This is a genomic window from Streptomyces sp. NPDC050560 (assembly GCF_044457285.1).
Taxonomy (GTDB): domain Bacteria; phylum Actinomycetota; class Actinomycetes; order Streptomycetales; family Streptomycetaceae; genus Streptomyces.
This window is the reverse complement of record NZ_JBITGT010000011.1, coordinates 51,503-66,680: the sequence shown is the minus strand read 5'-3', so window position 1 is coordinate 66,680 and position 15,178 is coordinate 51,503. Positions and strand designations below refer to the sequence as shown.

The following is a 15,178-nucleotide window of genomic DNA, read 5'->3' as shown; positions in this document are numbered from 1 at the left end:
GGCAGCGACGGTACGGGGGACTTGCTCATGCGGCACTTCGGGCACATCGCCGCCGAGGTGCGGCAACGTCTCTTCCACCGGCAGCCCGGCGACTTCACCGTCGACTCCCCGGCGTCCACCCTCGCCATGGCGCTGGGCGCCACCCTCTACAGCCCCGCCACCAGGCCCCGGCTCGCCGACGACATTGTCAAACAGGCCGCGCATGGCGTGATGTCGATGGTGCTCTGCCTCGAAGACGCCATCGGGGACGCCGACGTCGAGGACGCCGAGGACAACCTCGTCCGGCAGCTCGCCACGCTCGGTGACCTCGCCGGCCGCGACCGGCTGCCGCTGCTCTTCGTCCGGGTCCGCACCCCGGAGCAGATCCCCGACCTGACGCGCCGCCTCGGCCCCGCCGCCCGGCTGCTCTCCGGCTTCGTCCTGCCGAAGTTCACCGAGGAGCGCGGGGTGCCCTTCCTTGAGGCCCTCACCGACGCCGAGTCGGGCGCCGGGCACCGGCTCTTCGCCATGCCGGTCCTTGAGTCCCCCGAACTCCTCCACCTGGAGACCCGCGCCGACACCCTGGCGGCGATCGCCCGCACGGTCGACAAGTACCGCGAGCGGGTCCTCGCGCTGCGGCTCGGCGTCACCGACTTCTGCTCCGTCTACGGCCTGCGCAGGGCGCCCGACATGACCGCGTACGACCTCCAGATCGTGGCGACCGTCATCGCCGACGTGGTCAACGTCCTCGGCCGCGCCGACGGCACCGGGTTCACCGTGACCGGGCCCGTCTGGGAGTACTTCAGGCTCCAGGAGCGCATGTTCAAGCCCCAGCTCCGGCAGAGCCCGTTCCACGGCACCGCGGAGGAGCTGCGCACCACGCTCATCGAGCACGACCTCGACGGGCTGCTCCGCGAGATCGAACTCGACCGCGCCAACGGCCTGCACGGCAAGACCTGCATCCACCCCTCGCACGTGCTGCCGGTGCACGCGCTGTCCGTGGTCAGCCAGGAGGAGTTCACCGACGCGACCGACATCCTGCGCCCCGCCCGCAGCGGCGGCGGTGTCGTACGGTCCAGCTACACCAACAAGATGAACGAGGTGAAGCCGCACCGCGCCTGGGCGGAACGCACCCTGCGCAGGGCCGAGGTGTTCGGCGTCGCCAGGGAGAACGTCGGCTTCGTGGAACTGCTGGCCGCAGGGCGTGGGACCTTCTGACACGGGCGGGCCCACCGGGCTGCCCCGAGGCAACTGGCAGGCGTCGGCGGACCCGGCGCCCCGACCCGAAGGAACACCGGGAAACGTGAGCACCAAGGAGTGGCCGGGAGGCTGGGTCGCCCGGCGCCTCGGCATCGAACTCGCCGACGCGCCCGGCGGCGAGGGGCGGATGGCACCGCTCCTCGGCCTCGCCCTGCGGCGCAACCCCAAGCGGGCCCATCTGCTCGTGTCGAACGTCCTCGGCAAGCACGTCCCCCAGGACCCCGCGGTCGTCATCGGGCACGGCAGGCGCCTCGGGGAGCGGGTCAGGGAACTCCTCGGCGAGGAGGACACCGCGCGCGCCGTCGTCCTCGGCTACGCGGAGACCGCCACCGCGCTCGGGCAGTGCGTCGCCGACGGCATGGAGCACGCCCGCTGCCTGCACTCCACCCGGCGCCCGGTGCCCGGCGCGCGCGGCGCGGGCGGCTTCGAAGAGTCCCACTCGCACGCCTCCTCGCATCTGCTGCTGCCCGAGGACGCCGCGCTGCTCGCGGGCGGCGGGCCGCTGGTCCTCGTCGACGACGAACTCTCCACCGGGCAGACCGTCCTCAACACCATCGCCGCCCTGCACCGCGGCAACCCGCGCCCCCGCTACGTCGTCGCCGCCCTCGTCGACACCCGCCCGGCCGCGGACCGGGAGCGGCTCGCCCGCTTCGCCGCCGACCACGCCATCCGTATCGACCTGGTCACCACCGCCGAGGGCACCGTACGGCTGCCGGACGGGATACTGACGGCCGGGCGCGACCTGGTCGCGGCGCAGGGCCCGCCCGCGCAGACCGCCGCGACCGAGGCGCCGCGCGCCGCGCCCGCCGTCGTCGACCTCGGCTGGCCCGCGGGCCTGCCCGACGGCGGACGGCACGGCTTCACCCCCGAGCACCGTGACGCGCTCGACGCCGCGCTGCCCGGCATGGCCCGCAGGGTCGCCGACGCGCTCGCCCTGCCCCCCGGCGGGGACGGGCCCCGTACCAGCGTGCTCGTCCTCGGCTTCGAGGAGCTGATGTACGCGCCGCTGCGGCTCGCCGACGCGCTCCGCGCCCCGCTGGCCGCCTCGGGCACCGACGTCCGCTTCTCCACCACCACCCGCTCCCCGGTCCTCGCCGTCGACGACCCCGGCTACGCCATACGCACCGCCCTCGCCTTCCCCGCCCACGACGACCCGGCCGACGGTCCTGGCGAGCGGTACGCGTACAACGTCGCGGGCGGCGGCTTCGACGCCGTCGTCGTGGTCGTCGACTCCGTCGCCGACACACCCGCCCTGCACGGCCCGTGCGGGCTGCTGGCGAAGGTCGCCCAGCACACCCCCCGGGTCGTGCTCGCCGTCGTCCCCTCCTATCTGCCGGGCGCGCGCGCCGTGCGCCCCGGCGTCAGTGCGCTGCCCGCGCCGCTGCGCGCGCCCGCCTTCTCCACCTACCCGGCCCAGGACGTCGGCTGGCTGCTGCGGGACCTGTCCGACGTCGACCTCGAAGCGCCCACCGAGGAGCGCGAGGAGGCTATTCAGTCCGGCGGCGCCCACTACGCCGAGTCGCTGCCCCACGAGTACCAGCCGAGCGAGGAGTACCAGCGCCTCTTCGAGACCGCGCTGCGCGCCTCCGCGCCCCGGGTCGCCCGGGCCGCGGGCACCCTCACCGAGCTGGTGCTCGCCGAGCGCACCCGCACCCCGGTACTGGTCTCGCTGGCCCGCGCCGGGACCCCGGTGGGCGTCCTGATGCGCCGCTGGGCAGGCGAGCTGCACGGGCTCGACGTGCCGCACTACGCCGTGTCCATCGTCCGCGGCCGCGGCATCGACGCCAACGCGCTGCGCTGGCTGACCGCCCACCACCGCCCCGAGGACCTGGTGTTCGTCGACGGCTGGACGGGCAAAGGGGCCATCACTCGCGAACTCGCCGACGCCTGCGCCGGGTTCGAGCGCTCCGACCGCATCGCCCTCGACCCCGGTGTCGCCGTGCTCGCCGACCCCGGCTCCTGTGTCAGCCTCTACGGCACCCGCGACGACTTCCTTGTGCCCTCCGCCTGCCTCAACTCCACCGTGTCGGGCCTCGTTTCCCGCACCGTGCTCCGCCCCGACCTCACGGGCCCCGGCGACTACCACGGCGCCAAGTTCTACCGCGAACTCCTCGGCTCCGACGTCTCCCGGCACTTCGTCGACACCGTGGCGGGGCACTTCGGGGCCGCCGCGGGCCCGGCCCGCTCGGGCGCCGAGGCCCTGCGGACCGGGGACCGCGCCCCCACCTGGGCGGGCTGGGCCGCCGTCGAGCGCATCAGCGAGGAGTACGGCATCCACAACGTGAACCTCGTCAAGCCCGGCGTCGGCGAGACCACCCGGGTGCTGCTGCGCCGCGTCCCCTGGCGCGTCCTCGCCCGCCGCGGCGCGGGCGCCGACCTCGACCACGTACGGCTGCTCGCCGAGCAGCGCGGCGTGCCCGTCGAGGAGACCGACGACCTGCCGTACACCTGCGTCGGCCTGATCCACCCCCGCTACACCAGGGCCGCCACGGGCGCCGACGGAAAGGCGGTGGCAGGAGCGTGACCGCCCTCGTCGCCAGCGACCTCGACCGCACCCTCGTCTACTCCGCCGCCGCCCTCGAACTGACCGGGCCGGACCGCCTCGCGCCCCGGCTGCTGTGCGTGGAGACCTACCGGGGCCGCCCGCTGTCGTATCTGACGGAGATCGCCGCCGGGCTCCTCACCGAGCTTGCGGCGCGCGCCCTGTTCGTCCCCGCCACCACCCGCACCCGCGAGCAGTACGAGCGCGTACGGCTGCCGGTGCCCACGCCCGACTACGCCATCTGCGCCAACGGCGGGCATCTTCTCGTGGGCGGCGCGCCGGACTGGGACTGGACGCGCGCCGTCCGCGCCCGCCTCGACGGGTCTGCCGTGCCGCTCGCGGAGGTCACCGCGCGCCTGGCCGCCAGCGCCGACCCCTCCTGGCTGCTGAAGCAGCGGGTCGCTGAGGACTTCTTCGCGTATCTGGTGGTGGAGCGGGAGCTGCTGCCCGCCGGCTGGCTCGAAGAGCTGACAGGCTGGGCGGCCGAGCGCGGCTGGACCGTGTCGCTCCAGGGGCGCAAGGTGTACGCGGTACCTGCCGGGCTCACCAAGAGCGCCGCGGTCCGCGAGGTCGTCGGCCGCACCGGGGCCGCGCCGCTGCTCGCCGCCGGGGACTCCCTGCTCGACGCGGACCTGTTGCTCGCCGCCGACGAGGGGCTGCTCCCCGGCCACGGCGAGCTTGCCGCCTCCGGCTTCACCGCGCCCGGGGTGACCGGGCTCGGGGAGCGGGGCGTGCTGGCGGGCGAGGAGATCGTACGGCGGCTGTTCATGACCGCGATCGGGCATCAGCCGTCGGCCGCACAGCCGTCGCGCGCACGGCCACCGGTCGCCTGAGCGGGGCCGCCCGCGCGGGCGCCGCAAGCGGTCAACTTGTCAGGGCGGGGGCGCTCAGCCCCCGCAGCAGCCGCCTCCGCAGCAGCCACCGCCACCGCCGCCCGCACGGGGCGCGGCCGCGGGCGCGGCGGCGGTGCCGCCCACCGCGACCGTCGACAGCAGCTTCACCGTGTCGTCATGGCCCGCGGGGCAGGCCGCGGGGGCGCCGGACTCGGCCATCGGACGGCTCAGTTCGAAGGTGTCACCACAACTGCGGCAGCGGTACTCGTAACGGGGCATGCGAACAGCCTAACCGCCCGCCGACGCCCTGGAGGGGTCTTCACCCGCGCGGGCGCCGGTGCCGCTCACCGTACGACCGTGCCGGGCGCCGCGCCCAGCAGGGGCAGCTCGGCGCGGGTCGGCGCGCCCTCCCAGTCGCCAGGGGCGGCGACGGCGAAGGCGCCCGTGGTGACCGCGCGGTCGAGCCGCGCGGGGATGTCCTCGCCGTCCAGCAGCGCCGACAGGTAGCCGGCCGTGAACGCGTCGCCCGCGCCCACCGGGTCGGCCACCGGCACCCGGCGGGCGTCGAGGTGGTGCGAGCCGTCCGCGGTGACGACGGTGGCACCGCCCGCGCCCTGCTTGACGACCACCTCGCGCACCCCGCGCTCCAGCAGCAGCGCGGGCGACCGGTCGGCGGGGGCGCCGGTGGCCAGCGGCAGCTCGTCCTCGGAGGCGACGAGCACGTCGACCAGCGGCACCAGGCCGCCGAGCACCGCGGCGGCGGCCTCCTCGGTCCACATCCGGGAGCGGTAGTTGACGTCGAGGGAGATCGTGGCGACCCCCGAGCGGGTCAGTTCGAGCGCGCGCCGCACGGCCGCCAGCGCGGTGGGGCCGAGCGCCGGGGTGATCCCGGTCAGGTGCAGCACCCGCGGCGGCCCGTCCGCGAAGGCCCGCTGGACGTCCTCGGGCCCGAGCAGGGAGCCCGCGGACCCGGTCCTGTAGTAGGACACCCGGGTCACCTCGGGCAGCCGCGGCTCGAACATGATCAGCCCGGTGTACGCGCCCTCGCGCCGCGCAGCCCCCGACACGTCCACGCCCTCGGCGCGCAGGGTGCGCAGCACGAGTTCGCCCTGCTCGTCGTCGCCGACACAGCCCGCCCAGCGCGCCCGGTGGCCGAGCCTCGCCAGGCCGATCGCGGTGTTGGACTCCGAGCCCGCCACCGACACCGCCATGCTGCCGCCCAGCTTCAGCGGCCCCCCGGCGCGCAGCGACAGCATCGTCTCGCCGAAGGTGAGCACGTCCGCCGAGTAGCGGCTCACGCGCACACCTCCAGGAAGCGCCTGGCGCGCTCCCGCAGCGCCCCCAGGTCGCCGCCGTCCGCCGCGTCCCCGACGAGCGGGGAGCCCACCCCGACGGCGGTGGCGCCGAGCGCGAGGTAGCTCTCGGCCGCGGCCTCGTCGACCCCGCCGACCGGCACGAACGGCAGCCCGGGGAACGGCCCGGCGAGCGCCTTCAGATAGGCGGGCCCGCCCACCGCGGACGCCGGGAAGACCTTCAGCGCGGTCGCCCCCGCGCGCTGCGCCACGATCACCTCGGTGGGTGTGAGCACCCCGGCCACCACCGGCACGCCGAGGCCGAGCGCGGTCGCCACCCCGGCGCCGAGGCCGGGGGTCACCACCAGGTTGGCGCCCGCGTCCACGGCGCGCCCGGTGTCCTCCTCGGTCACCACGGTGCCCGCGCCGAGCCAGGCGTCCGCGCCGAGCCGGGACCTGGCGCGCCCGATGACCTCAAGGGCGTCGGTGCCGCTCAGGGAGACCTCGATGATCCCTACGCCGCACTCCGCGAGGGTGAGCACGGTGCGCAGGGACGCCTCCGCGTCGGTGCCCCGGACGATGGCGATCAGTCGGTGTGACCGTAGGGCGGTCGGGAAGTCCATGGCTGCTGCTTCCTTCCTGTGGCGTGGCGGGGTCTGCGGCCCCCGCGCGTGCGGCGGGCCCCGCGGCCCGCCAGAGGCATCGTCGGCCGCCGGGGCTCACCACTCGGCGAACGACCCGTCCTGGTACCGCCATACGGGGTTGCGCCAGGCGTGTCCCGCGCGGTCGGCGGCCCGTACGGCGGCCTCGTCGACGTCCACGCCGAGCCCCGGCCGCTCGGTGCGGCGCAGGGTGCCGCCGGTGAAGCGGAACGGCTCGCGGTCGGCGACGTAGTCGAGCACTTCGGCGCCGTCGTTGTAGTGGATGCCGATGGACTGCTCCTGGATCAGGAAGTTCGGCGTGGTGAACGCCACCTGGAGGCAGGCGGCGAGCGCCACCGGGCCCAGCGGGCAGTGCGGGGCGAGCTGGGCGCCGTGGACCTCGGCGAGCGCGGCGATCCTGCGCAGCTCGGACACGCCGCCCGCGTGCGAGATGTCGGGCTGTACGACGGCGACCCCGGCCGCCAGCGGGGCGACGAACTCGCCGCGCCCGAAGAGGCGTTCACCGAGCGCGAGCGGGATGTTGGAGGCGTTCACCAGGTCGGGCAGCGCCCCCATGTGCTCCGGAAGGACCGGCTCCTCCACGAACATCGGGGTGTACTCGGCGAGCAGCGGCAGCAGTCTGCGGGCGTTGGCGGGGGTGACCCGGCCGTGGAAGTCCAGGGCGAAGTCGCCGCCGTCGCCGAGCGCTTCGCGTGCGGCCTCGGCGCGGCGCAGGCAGTCCTTGATCTCGGCGGGGCCCGCGAGCCTGCTCATCCGGCCGCTGCCGTTCATCTTCACCGCGGTGAACCCGGCGTCGAGCTGCTGCGCCACGGACCGCCTGATCTCGGTGGGCTCGTCGCCGCCGACCCAGGCGTAGGCGCGCACGGTGTCGCGGACCGGGCCGCCGAGCAGTTGGTGGACGGGCTGCCCGAACGCCTTGCCCTTGATGTCCCACAGCGCCTGGTCGAGCCCGGCCACCGCGGACGACAGCACGGGCCCGCCGCGGTAGAAGCCGCCCTTGGTCATGACCTGCCAGTGGTCCTCGGTGCGCAGCGGGTCCTGGCCCTCCAGGTACTCGGCGAGCACCTCCACGGCGGCCCGCACCGGCTCGGCCCGCCCCTCGACCACGGGCTCGCCCCACCCGACGACACCGTCGTCCGTCTCGATCCGTACGAACATCCAGCGCGGCGGCGCGAGGAAGGTCTCGACACGGGTGATCTTCACGGGCGCTTCCTTCCGACGAGGGCTGGCCGCTCGTATGTTTTCAGTTATTTACGAATTAATCGAGCCCGGGGTCGGAGATATGGCGGGGGACGGGGCGGCGGTGGCGTGCGGCCGGGTCCGTCGTCCCCTGAGGACTACGCCCCGCCGCCCGCCCCACGGTCCTCCCGGATGCGGGCCACGACGTCCGCGACCGTCTGGCGGACCCCGTCCGTCTCCGTCAGGAAGTGCCAGTAGTCGGGGTGGCGCCCCTCAAGGCCCGCCACCGCCCGGTCGAGGCGGGCCACCGACCCGTCGAGCGGCCCGGCGTGCCGCGGGTCGGGCGTCTGCCGCCCCGCCATCGCGAGCCGCTGCGCGTCCCTGATCGCGAACCGGGTGCGGTCGATCTCCTGCTGCGGGTCCTTGGAGACCGCGTTGAGCCGGGTGAGCCGGTCGCCCGCGGCGGACACCGCCTCGTCGGTGCTGTTCAGCAGCGCCCTGGCGGTGGACAGCAGCGACGTCGCGTCCGGCCAGCGCTGCTCCTCACGGGCGCGCCGCGCCTGCGCCAGCTTCTCCTCGGCCTGCCGCACACTGCGCACCGCCTCGTCCGGCACGTTCTGGAGGTCCTGCCAGCAGGCGGCGGTGAAGCGGCGCCGCAGCTCGCTCAGCACCGGCTCGACCTGGCCGGCCCGGGTGGTGAGGGCCTGCGCCCTCGTCCGCATCGACACCAGCCGGTGGTCGATCTCCGCGGCCTGCTCCGGCAGCCGCTCGGCCGCGGCGCGGACCGCCTGGGCCTCGCGCGCGGTGCGCTCGGCGCGCTTCAGGGTGTCCTCGACGCCGTGCTGCCCCGCGCCCTCGTTGAGCCTCGTCAGCTCGGGCCCGAGGGCGGCGAGCCTGCCCGCCAGGTCGTCGGCGCGCAGCCCCTTGCCGCGCACCGCGTCCAGGGCGTTGCTCGCGGCGAGCAGCGCCTGTCTGGCGCCCTCGACCGCCGGGGCGAGCCGGGCGAGCCGCGTCTCGGCCTTGTCGAGCAGCGGGCCGAGGATCTCGCCGAAGCGCTCCAGCTCCTTCTTGGTGGTGTCCAGCTCGTCCCTGGCCCGGGTCAGATCGGCGCGGGCCCGCTGCGCGCCCGCCGCGTCCAGGTCGCCGCGCTCCAGGTCGTGCGCGTCGACGGCGGTGATGTAGCGGTTGCTGACCTCGTCGATGCGCCGGCCCAGCTCGTCGAAGCGGGAGACCGCGTTGCGCGCGGCGGGGGAGTCGTCGACCGCCTTGATGGTCTCTATCGAGATCCGCATGTCGCGCTGGGCGGTGTCCAGTTCGTAGAAGGCGGTGGCCGCGGCGTCCTTGGCCGCCTGCGCCTCGGCGCGCTGGCTCTCCGCGCGCCCGCCGCCGAACCAGCGCCGGGTGCCGCCGCCCGCGAACGCCGCGGGCAGCGCCGCGAGCAGGGGCAGCGGCAGCAGGACGAGCGCCGTGAACACGGCCGCGGGGTGTGCCCCGCGCTGCCCCCCGGTGGCGGCGCCGTGACGGCGGGTGCGCGACCGGCCCGACAGATATGGTGCGTGCGGCCGCCGCGAAGGTGTCGCCGTCACAATCCCTCTCCCGTGCTGTCGTCCGCCGTTGCCCGGATGTCATTCTCCCACCCGGAACGGACGAAAACACGGGCCGGTCAGTTCGGGTTCCGCACCGTGATGCCCCCGTTGTGCGAGGTCGCGGAGACCCGGTGGGCGCTGTGGTCGTCCCGTTCCACGTCCACGTGCACGCCGCCGGTGTGCGACTCCGTCGTCACGTGGTACGGGGAGCGCGGCACCGTGATGGTGGTGGAGCCGTTGCTGCTGCGGCTGACGACGCTGTCCGGCACCACCGCCAGGTCCAGGTCGATGGAGCCGTTGCTGCTGCTCGCCTCGACCCGCCGCGACGAGGCGTGCTTCACGCTGAGCCCCCCGTTCGACGAGTGCAGCGCGAGGGTGCCGTGGACGTCGGAGACGTGCACGGAGCCGTTGTCTGTGTCCACGGTCAGCGCGGTGCGGAAGCCGCTCGCCTCGACCTTCCCGTTGTCATTCTCCACCTTCACGCTCACGTCGCGCGGGACCTCGATCCGGTGCCGCGCCGAGCAGTTCACGACGATGCCGCTGCACCGCATGCGCAGGGTGAGCTTGTCCCCCGAGATCTTCCAGCTCGGCGCGGGCCGCTTGCCGAGGGTGGAGCTGCCGGAGAACCACCGGGTCACCCGCACGTCGTCCACGTCGGCGGGGACCAGCTCCAGCTTCGAGTTGTCGGAGTCGACGGTGAGCGTCTTGCCCGGCAGCGAGAACGACTTGTGGTCGGGGTGCTTGTCGTCCGAGGCGCTGGCGGAGCAGCCGGCCGCGAACAGCGCGCAGACGGTGACCGCGCTGCCTGCGACGGCGACACGGGAACGGACGGTCATGAGGATCTCCCCCAGCGAGGACAACGGCACCCGGCCCACCACTCGACGGCAGGCCGGCCGGACACCCTGACCCTAGGAACCCGGCCCGCCGGGGAGAATCAGGCCGCCCACCGGGTCGGGGTGGGGATAACCCCCCGGCCCCGGGTTTGCCGCCCCGACCACACCGCAAGGTAGGCTGTCGCCCACCCGGGCGCGTAGCTCAGCGGTAGAGCGCTGCCCTTACAAGGCAGATGTCGGCGGTTCGAAACCGCCCGCGCCCACCGGGACGACGCGCGACGAAACCCCAATCTCTGCTGGTCGGGCAGGGGTTGGGGGTTTTGTCTTGTCGCGCCTGGCACCGGCCCTCTTCTGGCAGGCCGTGACGGTGCGTGTCAGTGCGGAATCGCCTCGATGATCTCGGCCGCGCCCCGGCGCAGGAGTTCGTTGCTGATGTGGGTGCCGAGGGTGGTGGGGGCGTTGGGGTCGGATCGGGACTCGGCCTCGACGAACCTGGTGCCGTCGGGGGAGAAGACCCTGCCGCGCAGGGTGAGGCGGCCGTCCGGCTCGGTGACGCAGTGGCCGGCGATCGGGGAGTTGCAGTGGCCGCGCAGGCCGCCCAGCATCGCGCGTTCCGCGGTGACCTCGGTCCGCGTCCCCTCGTCGCCCAGGCGCGCGAGCAGGGCGGCGACGGGGGCGTCGTGGCGGCACTCCAGGCCGAGCACCCCGGCGCCGACCGCCGGCAGCATCTCGTGCACGGGGAACACCTGCCGCCCGCGGTGCGCGAGGCCGAGCCTTTCGAGACCGGCCACGGCCAGCACCATGGCGTCCACCCGGACGTCCGTCTCCCGCGTGCCGTCGAGCTTGTCGATACGGGTCCCGACGGTCCCGCGCACCCGTACGACGTCGAGGTCGGGGCGCACCCGGGCGAGCTGCGCCCTGCGTCGTACCGCCGAGGTGCCGAGGCTGGCGCCCCGCGGCAGGTCGTCGAGGCTCCGGTGGGGCGAGCCCTCGGGGAAGAGCAGCACGTCGCGCGCGTCGTCGCGCGGCAGATAGGCGGCGAAGACAAGGCCCTCGGGGAGCGGCTGGTCCCCCGGCACGTCCTTGACACAGTGGATCGCCATGTCGACATCGCCGCGCTGGAGCATGTGGTCGATCTGCTTGACGAAGAGCCCCTTGCCGCCCAGCAGGGCGAGGTCCCCGTGCCACTTGTCGGCCTCGGTGGTCACGGGCACGGTCTCGATGGGGAGTTCGGGCTCGTGCTTGCGCAGCAGCGCGGCGACCTGCTCGGTCTGCGCGAGGGCCATCGGTGAGCTGCGGGTGCCGATGCGCAGCGGCCGCTCGACGGAGAAGTGGTTCACGGTGCGGTCCCTTCGGGGTGTCGGGTCCCACGGTAGAGGGGCGCCCTCAACCACCCCTGAACGCCCACCCCGACCATGCCGTGACCTCGATCGTGACGACCGGGCCCCGGGGCGGACTGGCCGCGTACTGAGGGTATTTGGCGCAGAGCAGCGCCACGGCGCCGGTGTCCTCGGACCCGGCCCCGCCGATCGCCGCGCGGCCGTCGGCCCGTGCCCACCACAGCGCCGACCAGTCGTCCGCGTAAGAGTCCACGAGGAGGGAGACGGCCGGGTTCTCCGCGATGTTCCGCAGCCGCCGCAGGTCCGTGGAGCGCTTCGGCTTGTGGTCGACGGCGAAGAAGATCCGGGGGCCGTCCACGGCGAAGGTGACCGGGACCAGGTGCGGCACCCCCGCCGCGTCCGCCGTCGCGAGGCGGGCGACGGGGGAGAGCGTGAAACGCGCGCGTGCGTCGGCCCTGGACAGTCTCACTCCGTGACGGTAGCCGTCCCCGGCGGTACGCGCATGGGCGCGGGCGGCCCCGGTGGTACGCGGCGCGGTGGCACGGCGGCCGGTGGTGGCGCGGCGTCCGCGTGCGGGCGTGACGTCCGTGTGCGGGGGCCGTCAGCCGCGCGGGCCCGCGTCCTGACCGGCGTCGGGTCCCGGCGGCGGCTCCTCCGGGCGGTCCGGTCTCCCGGCCTGCTTCAGGGCCATGCGCGCGTCCACCGTCTCGTCGGCGGCGACGCGCGACCAGTGGCGGTGCGTCGTGACGAACACCGCGAGTTCGCGTTCGCGGGCGCGCAGCTTCTCGACCTCCTGCTGCTCGTCCTCCGTCCAGCCGGGCGAGGCGGGGCGTTCGACGGGGCGGTAGCCGTGGGTGTCGGTGAAGCCGTCAAGCGGCTCGACCGACCACGGCAGCCGTTTGAGCAGGGCAAGAAGCTCGGCGCGCACCTGGTGAAGCTCCTCCTGTCCGGCGAGGAGATCGTCCGGGAAGTCATAAGTCGGGGCCACGGCCGTAATGGTACGCCTGTTCGAATTTCATGTGCGAGTGCCAGGTGTGCCGTGCGGTTCTTTTGGCGGCCCCTGCCCTCGCCGCGCTGTCGCCGTCGGCGGGCGTCAGCCGGCTCCCTTTCGCTTCCCTACGGCGCCTGCCCGCGTGCCTTCCGCCGGGGAGCCTCCCGCGCGGGGCGGGTGTGGATTACTCGGTCAAGGAGTGGGACGGCTGTCCGACGATGCCCGCGCGGGCGCGCGGTGGGGCCATGGGCGGCCATCTGGACGCCATGGGCGCGGGCGCGGAGGGCTCAGACGCGCCCACGGCGCGGAGGCGCGCCAGGGTACGGAGGCGCGCCAAGTCGAAGGGGCACGCCTGAGAGGTGGTGCGGCGGGAGCGAGGCCCTAGGCGGCCCGCTCGGCCCGCTTTCCGCCCCGTACCTCCAGATCGGCGAGGAGGGACGCGGTGGCCTCGGCCACGGCGTCCACCGCGCGGTCGAAGACCTCGCGGTTGTGGGCGGCCGGGGCGCGGAAGCCCGAGACCTTGCGTACGTACTGGAGGGCTGCGGCCCTGATCTCGTCCTCGGTGGCCTCCTCGGCCAGCGCGGGCGGTCGGAGCGTCTTGATACTGCGGCACATACGGACAGTGTGCCGCGCGCGCGTACGCCGCGGCGGTCCCCGGGGCGCTCAGCTCGTGGACGAGGGGCGGCGCATCAGGAACGCCGCGCCCGCCCCGGCGGCGAAGAGCGCCAGCAGGGACACCCCGGTCGCCAACCAGGTCGCCCCGAGCCACTGGCCCCCGAAGTACCCGAGCCCCACGCTGTACGCCGCCCAGGCCACGCCCGCGACGGCGGACCACGGCACGAAGTCCCGCGCCCTGCGGTGGGCGGCGCCCGCGCCGAGCGACACGAGGGAGCGGCCCGCGGGCGCGAACCGCGCCAGCACCACCAGGCCGCCGCCGCCCCTGGACAGCGCCGTCCCCAGCCGCTCGTGCGCCACCGTGAGCCGCCGGGAGCGGCCGAGGGCGCGGGTGAAGCGGTCGCCGCCGCGCCAGGCCATCCGGTACGCCGCCACATCGCCGAGCACGGACGCGGTGGCCGCGGAGAGGATCAGCGCGAGGATGTCGGGCACCCGGTGCGGAAGGTGCTCGGCGGCGGTGCTCGGGCCCGCGGCGGCGGTGGCCGCGGCTATCACCAGCACCCCGCTCGGCAGCACCGGCAGGAAGACGTCGCACAGCACGGAGAGCGCCACGACGGCATAGATCCAGGGGCTGCCACTGAGCGGCCCCAGACTCTCCAGCACGCGACATCTCCCGGTAGTGGAACGGTGACGCCGGGTTGTCGACAAGGAGTGGACAGAATGCGGCGTGATGACAGCCATACAGCGTACGCGTGACGAGGGCATTTGTGGCCCCCGGGGGGCGATTTGTTCGTCATGTCACGTGACGGGCGCCGAAATACCGGGGAAATTCCCACTCTCCCGATCGTCGGGAGCCCACCAGCCCCGGCCCCGGCGCCTTCCCTCGTCGGGGCCGCGCGGCGCGTGCCTCCGAAGCCTGTACGGAGGCGTGGAGCGGCGTATGCGGGGGAACGTGCCCCGGAATGGCGGCTTCCGAACTTGCCCGCCACGGCATTCGGCGTGCGCGGTGCTTCACCGCCGACGGCGGCGCGTCGTATACGCGGTGAATCGCGCCGTATACGGGGTGAACGGGGAATGCGGGACGCTCGCCCGCCGCGAAGTCGGGCGCCTGTCCGTTTCGCGGCAGAAACGGATTCTCGGGCGGAAAGCGGGAGTTCGGGCGCGGTAAGTGCCAGACGGATATCCGCGGCGTCGCGAAAAGGCGCGGGGTGTGGGGTTCCGTCCGGGGAATGCCGAAGGCGCCTGCCCCTCCCCGGGCAGGCGCCTTCCGTGCGGGTGCGGGCCGTGTCGCCCTGCGGGTCGCGGCCGGGCGTTCGCTAGACCGTCACGGGCGCCCCCTCGGACTCCGCCTCCTGCGGCGCCTCCTTGCGTGCCTCGCGGGCGCCGAGCAGGCGGTCGAGCGCGAGGGCGCCCGAGCCGGTGAAGACGAGCAGGAGCATCGCCCAGCAGAACATCACGGCGGGTTCGCCGCCGTTCTGTATCGGCAGCAGTGCGTGCGGCTGGTGCTTGGTGAAGTACGCGAACGCCATCGAGCCTGACGAGACCAGCGCCGCGGCCCTGGTGCCGAGGCCGACCAGCACGAACGCGCCGCCTGCCAGTTGTATGGCGGCCGCGTACCAGCCGGGCCAGGTGCCGGCCGCCACGGTGTCGCCGCCGAGCACGCCGAACAGCGTGGACACGCCGTGCAGGGTGAAGAGCAGTCCCACGATGATCCGGAACAGGCCCAGGGCGTAGGGACGGGAGGTGTCAAGGTGCCTTGACATGAGCGGGGGGTCTCCTTGCGTCGGGGAGGAACCGTGCCAGAGCTAGGTTAGGTATGCCTAACAAATGCTTGCAAGTTCAAGATTCGCCATTGTTGGCCGCGCCGTGGAAGCGGCGCTCTGTGGAGTCCCGGTCCTCGTCGACAGGGCGGTGAAGGGTGGGGGCCGTACGGCGTCCGCGGTGCGGTTGACTGGGGTCGCCGGGCGCCTGCCGTCCTGTACGGAAACAGGTGCTTGAGTGTTCAAGCGCGGCCGCGGAAATTTCTCCCGGAAGACCGGACGCTTTCTGTACATGTCCCGGTACCT

At 74.2% G+C, this 15,178-nt stretch carries 16 protein-coding genes and 1 tRNA gene; 5 read left to right on the top strand and 12 right to left on the bottom strand.

Annotated elements, in window-relative coordinates:
* The first annotated feature begins 27 nt into the window (after positions 1-27).
* The 3 genes from ACIBIW_RS25125 to ACIBIW_RS25115 all read left to right on the top strand — a co-directional run bounded on the left by ACIBIW_RS25125 (position 28) and on the right by ACIBIW_RS25115 (position 4,614).
* Positions 28-1,197, top strand: coding sequence for an HpcH/HpaI aldolase/citrate lyase family protein (locus tag ACIBIW_RS25125; protein WP_399339275.1), 1,170 nt, complete (start codon positions 28-30; stop codon positions 1,195-1,197).
* 85 nt (positions 1,198-1,282) lie between these two features.
* Positions 1,283-3,763, top strand: coding sequence for a phosphoribosyltransferase (locus ACIBIW_RS25120; RefSeq protein WP_399339274.1), 2,481 nt, complete (start codon positions 1,283-1,285; stop codon positions 3,761-3,763).
* On the top strand, positions 3,760-4,614 hold the full coding sequence (locus ACIBIW_RS25115; protein WP_399339273.1) for an HAD family hydrolase: 855 nt from the start codon (positions 3,760-3,762) through the stop codon (positions 4,612-4,614). The genes ACIBIW_RS25120 and ACIBIW_RS25115 overlap by 4 nt, the downstream gene beginning before the upstream one ends.
* A 54-nt stretch (positions 4,615-4,668) precedes the next feature.
* Here ACIBIW_RS25115 and ACIBIW_RS25110 read toward each other — a convergent pair whose 3' ends face one another.
* The 6 genes from ACIBIW_RS25110 to ACIBIW_RS25085 all read right to left on the bottom strand — a co-directional run bounded on the left by ACIBIW_RS25110 (position 4,669) and on the right by ACIBIW_RS25085 (position 10,169).
* Positions 4,669-4,893: a zinc ribbon domain-containing protein gene (locus ACIBIW_RS25110; RefSeq protein WP_399339272.1), complete on the bottom strand. Its 225-nt coding sequence runs from the start codon at positions 4,891-4,893 to the stop codon at positions 4,669-4,671.
* Positions 4,894-4,958: 65 nt separating this feature from the next.
* Positions 4,959-5,912: a sugar kinase gene (locus ACIBIW_RS25105; protein WP_399339271.1), complete on the bottom strand. Its 954-nt coding sequence runs from the start codon at positions 5,910-5,912 to the stop codon at positions 4,959-4,961.
* The gene (locus ACIBIW_RS25100) at positions 5,909-6,529 is read right to left on the bottom strand and encodes a bifunctional 4-hydroxy-2-oxoglutarate aldolase/2-dehydro-3-deoxy-phosphogluconate aldolase (protein ID WP_399339270.1); all 621 of its coding nucleotides are present in this window, start codon (positions 6,527-6,529) and stop codon (positions 5,909-5,911) included. The genes ACIBIW_RS25105 and ACIBIW_RS25100 overlap by 4 nt, the downstream gene beginning before the upstream one ends.
* Positions 6,530-6,625: 96 nt before the next feature.
* Positions 6,626-7,807, bottom strand: coding sequence for a galactonate dehydratase (gene dgoD / locus ACIBIW_RS25095; protein ID WP_399339478.1), 1,182 nt, complete (start codon positions 7,805-7,807; stop codon positions 6,626-6,628).
* 98 nt (positions 7,808-7,905) lie between these two features.
* Complete coding sequence (locus tag ACIBIW_RS25090) at positions 7,906-9,333, bottom strand: hypothetical protein (protein ID WP_399339269.1); 1,428 nt, start codon at positions 9,331-9,333, stop codon at positions 7,906-7,908.
* 77 nt (positions 9,334-9,410) lie between these two features.
* Positions 9,411-10,169 carry a DUF4097 family beta strand repeat-containing protein gene (locus ACIBIW_RS25085; protein ID WP_399339268.1) on the bottom strand — a complete coding sequence of 253 codons (759 nt, stop codon included), beginning with the start codon at positions 10,167-10,169 and terminating at the stop codon, positions 9,411-9,413.
* A gap of 188 nt (positions 10,170-10,357) precedes the next feature.
* Here ACIBIW_RS25085 and ACIBIW_RS25080 point away from each other — a divergent pair.
* A tRNA-Val gene (locus ACIBIW_RS25080) sits at positions 10,358-10,429 on the top strand.
* A 111-nt stretch (positions 10,430-10,540) separates the two neighbouring features.
* Here the strand turns inward: ACIBIW_RS25080 and hemC are convergent.
* The 3 genes from hemC to ACIBIW_RS25065 form a co-directional block, all read right to left on the bottom strand.
* The gene (gene hemC, locus ACIBIW_RS25075) at positions 10,541-11,506 is read right to left on the bottom strand and encodes a hydroxymethylbilane synthase (protein WP_399339267.1); all 966 of its coding nucleotides are present in this window, start codon (positions 11,504-11,506) and stop codon (positions 10,541-10,543) included.
* A gap of 46 nt (positions 11,507-11,552) precedes the next feature.
* Entirely contained in the window at positions 11,553-11,975 is a 423-nt protein-coding gene (locus tag ACIBIW_RS25070; RefSeq protein WP_399339266.1) for a TIGR03668 family PPOX class F420-dependent oxidoreductase, read from the bottom strand.
* A 132-nt stretch (positions 11,976-12,107) separates the two neighbouring features.
* Complete coding sequence (locus ACIBIW_RS25065; protein WP_399339265.1) at positions 12,108-12,494, bottom strand: hypothetical protein; 387 nt, start codon at positions 12,492-12,494, stop codon at positions 12,108-12,110.
* A gap of 182 nt (positions 12,495-12,676) precedes the next feature.
* Between ACIBIW_RS25065 and ACIBIW_RS25060 the strand changes: the two genes are divergently transcribed.
* Positions 12,677-12,853, top strand: a complete 177-nt coding sequence (locus tag ACIBIW_RS25060) for a hypothetical protein (RefSeq protein ID WP_399339264.1) — start codon at positions 12,677-12,679, stop codon at positions 12,851-12,853.
* 25 nt (positions 12,854-12,878) lie between these two features.
* Here ACIBIW_RS25060 and ACIBIW_RS25055 read toward each other — a convergent pair whose 3' ends face one another.
* The 3 genes from ACIBIW_RS25055 to ACIBIW_RS25045 all read right to left on the bottom strand — a co-directional run bounded on the left by ACIBIW_RS25055 (position 12,879) and on the right by ACIBIW_RS25045 (position 14,875).
* Entirely contained in the window at positions 12,879-13,112 is a 234-nt protein-coding gene (locus ACIBIW_RS25055) for a DUF2277 domain-containing protein (RefSeq protein WP_399339263.1), read from the bottom strand.
* A gap of 48 nt (positions 13,113-13,160) precedes the next feature.
* The gene (locus tag ACIBIW_RS25050) at positions 13,161-13,775 is read right to left on the bottom strand and encodes a DedA family protein (protein ID WP_399339262.1); all 615 of its coding nucleotides are present in this window, start codon (positions 13,773-13,775) and stop codon (positions 13,161-13,163) included.
* Positions 13,776-14,428: 653 nt separating this feature from the next.
* Positions 14,429-14,875, bottom strand: coding sequence for a DoxX family protein (locus ACIBIW_RS25045; RefSeq protein WP_399339261.1), 447 nt, complete (start codon positions 14,873-14,875; stop codon positions 14,429-14,431).
* Between the last annotated feature and the right edge of the window lie 303 nt (positions 14,876-15,178).